The sequence below is a fragment of the [Clostridium] clostridioforme AGR2157 genome, from assembly GCF_000424325.1.
GTDB lineage: Bacteria > Bacillota > Clostridia > Lachnospirales > Lachnospiraceae > Enterocloster > Enterocloster clostridioformis_A.
Window position 1 is genome coordinate 1 of sequence record NZ_AUJR01000128.1, and the last position, 1,577, is coordinate 1,577.

Below are 1,577 nucleotides of genomic sequence, written 5' to 3' on the forward strand. Positions count from 1 at the left end.
CAAGAAAGTGCCTTCGGCACCTCAACTCCCCTAGCCCCTCATTCATGAGGGGAATTAGGGCTTGTTTTTTGCGTCATTTTATTCCATAATAATCTCATGAATGTGATTCAGAAGATGCTCAGAGACTATTACGAAATCATTGAATACGATATAAAACCCAGACCTGTCGTCATGGAAAACATTGATAAGGTCATTAACTGCGGGGATCCTTCTTATGGTGGCGCCATGTATGGTTGTCCCCATTGCGGTAACCTCAAGTTCGTTCCTTTTCGCTGCCACTCCAAGTTTTGCCCCTCCTGCGGCGCTAAGTATTCCAATGACAGGTCTACCGCTATGTCTTTTAAATTAATACAGTGTACCCATCGCCATCTCGTCTTCACCATTGACGAATCCCTCCGCCGCTTTTTCCTCGAAGACCGCACTCTGCTTAACTGCCTTTTCGAGGCTGTTTCTGATGTCATCAAAGAATATTTTTTCTCCCTGAACAAATCCAAAAACTTTGTCCCTGGGTTTATCTGTGTCCTTCATACCTTCGGTCGCCCTCTCGGTTGGAATCCACACATCCACTGTCTCCTTACCGAAGGTGGGTTTTCTGATGATGGTGTCTGGCGCAAGGTCACATATTTCAATTATTCCTACCTCCGTAAATCCTTTCAGACTGTTTTGTTAAATAAACTGGAAAAACGCATCGGTCCCTCTTTTAAAAAGATGAAAGCCGCCGTTTACCATAGGGACAGAAATGGATTCTACGTTTATGCCAAGCCCAATCTTTGCGACCCAAAATCCATTATTAAATATATCAGCCGTTATCTTGGCCGCCCTGTCATTGCTCTTTCCAGGATTGATTCCTACGATGGGGAGATGGTGACTTTCCATTACAATAAGCATGAAGACAACTCTTTTGTGCAAAAGACTCTTCCTGCCATTGATTTCATTAAGCTGCTCATTCTGCATATACCTGAAAAAAACTTCAAGATGACCCGGTACTATGGGCTTTATGCCAGACACCGGGAGATTGACAATCAGCTCCATAAAGCAGTCCCAAAATCCAAACACAGGATTCTCCTCGATTTCAACACCTGGCGTAAGCTTTTCCTTCTTACCATGGGGTACGACCCCCTGCAATGCCCAAACTGCAGACATGAAATGGTCTTTTTAGAGCTGTACCATAAACATGAACGGGTTCCTCTGGATGAATTATACAAAAGGACAAGGATAAGGCATGGCCTTTATCCCCGGTCCCGCTCTGCTTGACTTTCTCTCCCATCTGCTTCATACTACATTTATTACAGATGGGAGGCAGTTGCAAATGAATCAAAGATATGTGGATGAACTCAGACAAAAATACATCAAAAATCCTCCAGAAGGAATGACACCCAAACTGGTCAAGGACATGACCGATTCTGATTTATTGGATATGCATTACTTTTTAACTGAAGATGACGACCTCGACGATGATGGATGGGAAGAAGGGTTCTATATCGACCTGTTCTAAACCACCGTCTGTTTTCTATACCCTCCTTTGGCAGAATCATTAGTTTACATAACTTCGTTTCAGCAAGGACTTTCCTATAATA

The 1,577-nt window shown here is 43.4% G+C and carries 2 protein-coding genes; both read left to right on the plus strand.

Going from position 1 to position 1,577, the window contains the following annotated elements; translation table 11 throughout:
• The first annotated feature begins 150 nt into the window (after positions 1 to 150).
• Positions 151 to 1,254, plus strand: coding sequence for an IS91 family transposase (locus G614_RS35245; RefSeq protein ID WP_420341546.1), 1,104 nt, complete (start codon positions 151 to 153; stop codon positions 1,252 to 1,254).
• Between the two features lie 55 nt (positions 1,255 to 1,309).
• Positions 1,310 to 1,495 carry a hypothetical protein gene (locus G614_RS0123980; RefSeq protein WP_027643217.1) on the plus strand — a complete coding sequence of 62 codons (186 nt, stop codon included), beginning with the start codon at positions 1,310 to 1,312 and terminating at the stop codon, positions 1,493 to 1,495.
• The last annotated feature ends 82 nt before the right edge of the window (positions 1,496 to 1,577 follow it).

Excerpts from the sequence above, each read along its gene's own strand:
- G614_RS0123980 (WP_027643217.1), top strand. The coding sequence starts at position 1,310 with ATGAATCAAAGATATGTGGATGAACTCAGACAAAAATACATCAAAAAT.